The 7,094-nt window shown below is 65.7% G+C and carries 4 protein-coding genes; 3 read left to right on the top strand and 1 reads right to left on the bottom strand.

Going from position 1 to position 7,094, the window contains the following annotated elements; all coding sequences use genetic code 11:
• Window positions 1-633: 633 nt before the first annotated feature.
• The gene (locus tag AC6A67_RS09625) at window positions 634-846 is read right to left on the bottom strand and encodes a hypothetical protein (protein WP_498036339.1); all 213 of its coding nucleotides are present in this window, start codon (window positions 844-846) and stop codon (window positions 634-636) included.
• A gap of 370 nt (window positions 847-1,216) precedes the next feature.
• On the opposite strand from AC6A67_RS09625, the gene AC6A67_RS09620 reads away from it, so the two are divergent.
• The 3 genes from AC6A67_RS09620 to AC6A67_RS09610 are packed head-to-tail and all read left to right on the top strand — an operon-like array spanning window position 1,217 to window position 7,012.
• Window positions 1,217-4,324, top strand: coding sequence for a hybrid sensor histidine kinase/response regulator (locus tag AC6A67_RS09620; protein ID WP_498036338.1), 3,108 nt, complete (start codon window positions 1,217-1,219; stop codon window positions 4,322-4,324).
• Window positions 4,321-5,181, top strand: a complete 861-nt coding sequence (locus AC6A67_RS09615) for a CheR family methyltransferase (protein WP_498036337.1) — start codon at window positions 4,321-4,323, stop codon at window positions 5,179-5,181. Before AC6A67_RS09620 ends, AC6A67_RS09615 begins: the two co-directional genes overlap by 4 nt.
• Window positions 5,174-7,012, top strand: a complete 1,839-nt coding sequence (locus tag AC6A67_RS09610) for a response regulator (protein WP_498036336.1) — start codon at window positions 5,174-5,176, stop codon at window positions 7,010-7,012. Before AC6A67_RS09615 ends, AC6A67_RS09610 begins: the two co-directional genes overlap by 8 nt.
• The last annotated feature ends 82 nt before the right edge of the window (window positions 7,013-7,094 follow it).

Raw genomic sequence — 7,094 nt, 5'->3', positions numbered from 1 at the left:
TGTGCGCCCCCCGCCGCCAGCCGGTCGATCATGGCGCCGGTCACCGCGAGCCAGGAATTCCGCGATTACAGCGCGCCTGCGATCGCACTCACCCCGTCCCCTTAAAGCTTTCCGGCGATCAAGCACTGTAAATCAGACGGCCATAGCCCTATCCGAGGGCGCAGACCCAAAATACAAGCTCGCCCCGGCGCCAAACACCGCCTCTGTGTCGAGCATGCGCTCTCCAATGGCCATTGCCGTCTTGCCCCCGGCATTGACGCCGCCAACTGTTGAAGCATCGACCATAACGCCAAGCAAAGCAGTGCCTGTCAGCCCGCGTCCGAATATCTGCCGCTGAATCGGTAGCCTGTCAGTATTTCGTGAGGGCGCCCCACCCGTGGCGATCACGCGGGACTGATATCAGAGCCCCCGCGCTCCGAAACAGCCGTCGATCCTGTTGCCATGATCGCGCTCGCGCGCGCAGGCTGCGGCAGAGGGCGCCCGCCGCCAACATACGCCCTCAAGGCTCGCAACCTCATGATTGGTATTGGCCACTAACGACCAGGTCGGCCCAGCGCCGCACCCAGGCGGAACGTTTCTTGCCCGCCGCTGCGTTGCGATACGGTCGCCGTGCCTGACAGGCGGCTACGACCATCAAGACAGGTCGAGTTTACCCAACACCGCCAGCATGTCTTCGGGCAAAGGCGCCGCCTCAGGTTGCTGAAACAACGCGCGCAGTTGGGCGCCAACCGCATGGGCGACGCTGCCGGCCGTATTGGCGTCGAGGCAGGGCTGGTTCCTCGCCTGATCGGCGTCGCCGCTGCTGCGCATGCTCATCATGGCCATGGGATTAATCCGCTGGTTCATCGTACCGTCGCAATCCGTTTGACGGATACACGTGTCCGTCGGTCAATCGGACAGACGCCCGCTCGACACGCCGCCCGCAGCGGCCTTCGATGCAATTATCCATCGATAACGCCGCCGGGCCGGGAAGGTTCCGGATTTTTTTCGGAACCATTCAGCGCCTGTTTCGTTGTCGTGCGAAGCCCAGTATGGCCAAGACAAGGCCTGGCGCTGGTGTGTTGCGACACAAGACGCAGTATGCGATTGCGATAGTTAAGCTTTCCGCTACATCAGGCGGGATGCGACAGATTTCCTGCGGGGGCTTTCAGGCCATTCGCCTGGGAGAGCGGCCTGGCGGAAACACGCTGGCTCGGGCGGGAATTGGGAGAGTGACGTGCGGTACAAAAGCGACGTGATCGTAGCGCTCGCCACCTTGCTGGCCATCGCCGGAACGTTCTCCCTCGAGAGCATGTTCTCACTCGGCACGGCGGTGTGGGTGCTGTATGCGCTGCCGCTGGCGCTCACCTACGCCTCCTCGCGCCCGTGGCTGCCGCTGATGGCTGCGGCCGCATCGCTGATCTGCATCCCGCTCGGCTTTCTGCGCGCCCAGGAGGGCATCGATCCGCATATGGCGATGATCAACCGCTCGCTCGGCGCGTTCATCATCATCGTCCTCGGCGTGGTCGGCTTCATGCTGGTCCGCAACCGCATGAACGCCAGAAAGCTCACCTTCGTGCAGAACGGCCAGGTCACCGTCGCCCAGGCGACCCAGGGCGATCTCACCCCCGCCGCCGCTGGCGACAAGCTGCTCACCGCCCTCGCCGAACTGCTCAAGGCGCGCGCCGCCGTGGCCTATATCCGCGGCGCCGAAGGCTACCAGCGCATCGCCGCCTGGGGTGTTGACGAGACCCAGGTTCCCGCCGAGGTGCGCAGTGGCCAGGGGCACCTGTGGCGGGCCGCGGTCAGCAATGACATTGTGGTGCAACAGGGCAGCCGCGACAGCACCCTCGCCTGGTCCACAGGGCTGATGCATGACCGGCCAGCCTGGTCGGTGATCCTGCCGACCCATGATGGGGTCGGCGTCAACGGGCTCATCGAAATCGGCCTAGATGAGAAGCCAGATCAGGCGCGAATGTTGTTGCTGGAGAACCTTTCCGGCAGCATCGGCGTCAGCTTCCGCTCGGCCCGTTACCGCGAGCAATTGCAGGAGCTGCTGGAGGAAACCCGTCGCCAGGCGGAGGAGCTACGCAGCCATACTGAAGAGCTGGCCTCGACCAATGAGGAGCTGGAGGAGCAGACCCAGGCCCTGTTGCTGAGCCGCCAGCAGCTGGAGCAGCAGCAGTCGGACCTTGAGGAGCACAACGCCAAGCTCGAAATCCAGGCGCAGCAGCTCGAGGAGCAGCGCGACGCCCTCGTCGCCTCGCGCCACCAGCTGGCCGAGCAGGCGGCGCAGCTTGGCCGCGCCAGCCGCTACAAGTCAGAATTCGTCGCCAACATGTCGCATGAGCTGCGCACGCCGCTTAACGCGCTGCTGATCATGGCCCGACTGCTTGGCGAAAACCGCACGGGCAATCTCAACGCCGACCAGATCAAATGGGCCGACACGATCTCCAACGCCGGCCAGGACCTGCTCGGACTGATCAATGACATCCTTGATCTGTCGAAGATCGAGGCCGGCAAGCTCGAGGTGCAACCGACCAGGGTTGAGCCGAAGAATGTGGCGCAGCGCCTGCATCGCGCCTTCGAGCAGCAGGCCGCCAACAAGGGGCTGGGCCTGCATATCGATGTGCAGGACGAGGCGCTGCAGATCGTCACCGATCCGGTGCGGCTTGAGCAGATCCTGCGCAATTTCATGTCCAACGCCATCAAGTTCACCCATCGCGGCGCAGTGACGCTGCGGGTGAAGCGCAGCGATGGCGGCGTCAGCTTCGCGGTCGAAGACACGGGCATCGGCATTGACGCCAATGATCAGAAGGGCGTGTTCGAGGCGTTCCAGCAGGCCGACGGCACCATTTCGCGCAAATATGGCGGCACCGGCCTCGGCCTGTCGATCTCACGCGAGCTCGCCGAGCTGCTCGGCGGCCACATCACGCTGGAAAGCGTGCGTGACAAGGGCAGCGTGTTCACCCTGCATCTGCCTGAGCGTCTGCCGGGCGCGACCAGCCATGCGCTCGAAATCACCGCCCCGCGCGCCTTATCGGCCAGCGCCATGCCAGCCCCGGCTCGCCTCGCGGCGCAGATGCCAGACGTCAGCGGCGACGTCATCGCCGTCTCGCCAGGCATTCATGACGACCGCGACGTCATCGGCGAAGGCGACCGCATCATTCTGGTGGTGGAGGACGACGCCGTCTTCGCCCAGGTGCTGCTTGACCTTGCCCGCGAACTGAAGTTCCGCGGCATCGTGGTTGGCTCGGCCGAAGACGCCGTCCGCGCCGCCCGGCGCTACCTGCCGCAGGCGATCGTGCTCGACGTCGGCCTGCCAGATCACTCTGGCCTGTCGGTGCTCGATCGCCTGAAGCGCGACGTCCACACCCGCCACATCCCGATCCATGTGGTGTCGGCGGGCGATCACATGCGCGAGGCGCTGGCCCAGGGCGCCATGAGCTATTTGCTGAAGCCCGTTGATCGCGACGCGCTGGTGCACACCATCCAGCGGCTGGACAGCCATTATGAGGACCGCAATCGCCGGGTGCTGATCGTCGAGGACGATCCGGCCCAGCTCGCCGGCCTGCGCGCCCTGCTCGGCAGCGACACGGTGGAGACCGTCGGCGCCTCGACCGCCGCCGAGGCCATGGCCGCGTGCCGCGCCGGCACCTTCGATTGCATCGTGCTCGACATGACCCTGCCTGACGCCTCGGGCTTCGACGTGCTCGAGCAGCTCGATGCTGACGAGGCCGCCTCGTTCCCGCCCGTCATCGTCTACACCGCGCGCGCGCTGAGCGAGGCCGAGGAGTTGCGCCTGCGCCGCTATTCGCGCTCGATCATCATCAAGGGCGCCAAATCGCCTGAGCGGCTGATCGATGAGGTGACGCTGTTCCTGCACCAGGTCGTCGCCGGCCTGCCGGAGCGCCAGCGCGAAATGCTCAAGGTGTCGCTGAACCGCGACGCCGTGCTGGAAGGCCGCCGTATCCTGGTAGTCGAGGACGACATCCGTAACGTCTACGCCCTCACCGGCATTCTGGAGCCGCATGGCGTCGACGTGCAGGTGGCGCGCAATGGCCGCGAGGCGCTGGAAGCGCTGGGCCGGGCCGCCGACAGCGCCTCCCCGGCGATCGATCTGGTGCTGATGGACGTGATGATGCCGGAGATGGATGGCATCACCGCCACCCGTGAAATTCGCCGCATGGAGCGCTGGAAGTCGCTGCCGATCATCATGCTCACCGCCAAGGCGATGGCCGATGACCAGAACCAGTGCCTCGAGGCTGGCGCCAATGACTACATCCCCAAGCCGATCGACGTGGACAAACTGCTGTCGCTGGCCCGTGTCTGGGTTTCGCGATGAGCACAGCGCCCCTGCTGACGTCGCCGAGCGAGCCGATTGAGCTCGATCTGTTTCTGGAGGCGCTCTACCGGCGCTACCATTATGACTTCCGATCCTACTCGCGCAGCTCGCTGCAGCGGCGGGTCGATCTGGCGCGCGAGCGGCTGTCATGTGAGACGCTGTCCGACCTGCAGAAGCGGGTGTTGCATGAACCGCTGGTGTTGCCGGAGGTGCTCGACGCCCTGACCGTGCAGGTCAGCGACCTGTTTCGCGACCCGAGCTATTATCTGGCGCTGCGTCAGGAGGTGATCCCGCACCTGCGCACCTTCCCTTCGCTCAAGGTCTGGGTCGCCGGCTGCGCCAATGGCGAGGAGCTGTATTCGCTCGCCATCCTGTTCCGCGAGGAAGGCCTGTTCGACCGCACGCTGTTTTATGCAACCGAGATCAATCGTCGGGCGCTGGCGAAGGCGTCAGCTGGGGTTTATAGCCTCGACCGGGTGTCGGGCTTCTCCACCAACTACCAGAAGGCTGGGGGCCGCGCCTCCCTGTCCGACTATTACACCGCCGGCTACGGCCATGTGGTGTTCGACCGCAGCCTGCGCAGTCGTACGGTGTTCAGCGAGCATGACCTAGCGACCGACCAGGTGTTTTCCGAGGTGCATCTGGTGTCCTGCAGAAACGTCCTGATCTATTTCAACACCCGATTGCAGGAACGGGCGTTGGGGTTATTCTCTGAGGCGCTGGTGCGCGGCGGTTTCCTTGGCCTTGGCTCGCACGAGACGCTGCGTTTCTCCAGCAATGCCGGCGCCTACGCCAGCTTCAATGAACGCGAGCGCATCTGGCGTCGCACAGCCAGCGGGGACATGCGTCATGACTGACGACCCCATCCGCTTTCTGATCGTCGACGACATCCGCGAGAACCTGATGGCGCTCGAGGCCCTGCTGCAGCGCGATGGGCTGGAGGTGCACCAGGCCACCTCCGCCGCCGAGGCGCTGGAGCTGATGCTGGTGCATGATTATGCGCTGGCCTTTCTCGACGTGCACATGCCCGAAACCGACGGCTATGAGCTGGCCGAACTGATGCGCGGCGCCGAACGGACCCGGCGCGTGCCGATCATCTTTGTCACCGCCGCCGAGCGCGACGACACCCGGCGCTTCCGCGGCTATGAGGCCGGCGCTGTCGACTACATCTTCAAGCCGATCGACCCTTTGGTGCTGAAGTCCAAGGCGGAGGTGTTCTTCCGCATCGGCCAGCAGGCGCGGGATCTCGCCCGTCAGCGCGACGAGCTGCACGCCATCGCCATGCACCGCGACCTCGCCATGGCGCGGCTGAAGGCGCATGCCGACAATTCGCCGCTGGCCTATGTCGAGATCGACAGCGGCATGATCATTCGCGCCTGGTCGGCGGGCGCCGAGCGGCTGTTTGGCCGCCAGGCCAGCGACATGGCCGGCCGCAGCGCCGACGCGTTCCCCTGGCTGAATGCCGAGGCGCTGGAGACGGTGCGTGGCTGGCTGCTGGCCGATGGCGATGCGCCGCCGCGCCACATGGCCGAGGCTTCCGGCGAGCGCCCGGACGGCGAGGCCATTCACTGCGAACTCTATGGATCCGTGCTGCACGATCCAGGCACCGGCGACCTGTCGATTTCTCTGCAAATTCTTGATGTTAGCGAACGGCGCAAGTCGGAACAGGTGCGCTCGCTGCTGATCGGCGAATTGCACCACCGCATGAAAAACACCCTGGCCAATGTCCAGGCGATCGCCCGCCAGACCCTGCGGCAGAGCGCCGACCTTCCGGCCTTTGAGCAAAGCTTCAGTGGTCGTCTGCAGGCGCTGTCGCGCGCCCACGCCATCCTGTCTGACGCCACCTGGTCGAGCACCCGCCTTGATCAGCTGATCGACGACCAGTTCCAGACCGGCGCGCTTGATCGCGAGCGCGTTCACACCAGCGGCCCGGCGGTGGAGTTGTCGCCTGAGAACACCCTGCGCATGGCGCTGTGCCTGCATGAGCTGGGCACCAATGCCAATAAATACGGCGCGCTGTCTTCGCCACGCGGCCAGGTGCTGATCAGCTGGCAGGTGGTTGGCGGCGGTCTTGAGTTGCAGTGGGAGGAGCGCGGCGGCCCGCTGGTGTCGCCGCCGCGACGCAGCGGCTTCGGCTCGACGCTGATCCGCTCCAGCGCCACCGGTGGTGATGACGCTGTCGCGGCGGACTGGCTGCCGACGGGCGTGATCTGGTCGTTCCGCCTGTCCAGTGGCGTCACCTTCACCGGCGGCGCCGCGCCTGCTTCGCAACCGGTCGTTGCGGCCCCTGAGTCAGATGGGCTGGAGTTCACCGGCTGCCGCATCCTGATCGTCGAGGACGAACCACTGATCGCTTTCGACCTCAGCAGCGAGCTGGAGGACGCCGGAGCGGAGATCGTCGCCATCGCTCCCTCGGTGGCTGAGGCGCTGCAGGTTGCGGCGGATGCGGAGATTGATGTCGCCATTCTCGACGGCAATCTTGGCGGTGAACCAGTTGATCCGGTCGCGGCGGCGCTGGCCCGGCGGCAGATCCCGTTCTGCTTCGTCTCAGGCTATGGCCGCGCTCATCTGCCCGCGGACTTCGCCGAGGCGCCAGTCGTCGAAAAGCCGTTCCGCTCGGACGCCCTGTTCGCCGCCCTGCGCAATCTGCGCGCAAGGCGCCGCGCAGCAATTGCGGAGCCCGTCTGACGCCGTGCCTCACGCGGGCGCTCGCAGCGTAGCCCTGCCCTCAGCCTGTGGCGGCGACCCCTGGGGCGCGGGCTGGACGCGG

It is taken from the genome of Camelimonas sp. FR25 (genome assembly GCF_059740505.1).
Note: the sequence above shows the minus strand (reverse complement) of the source record. Positions and strands in the feature narration are given on the sequence as shown.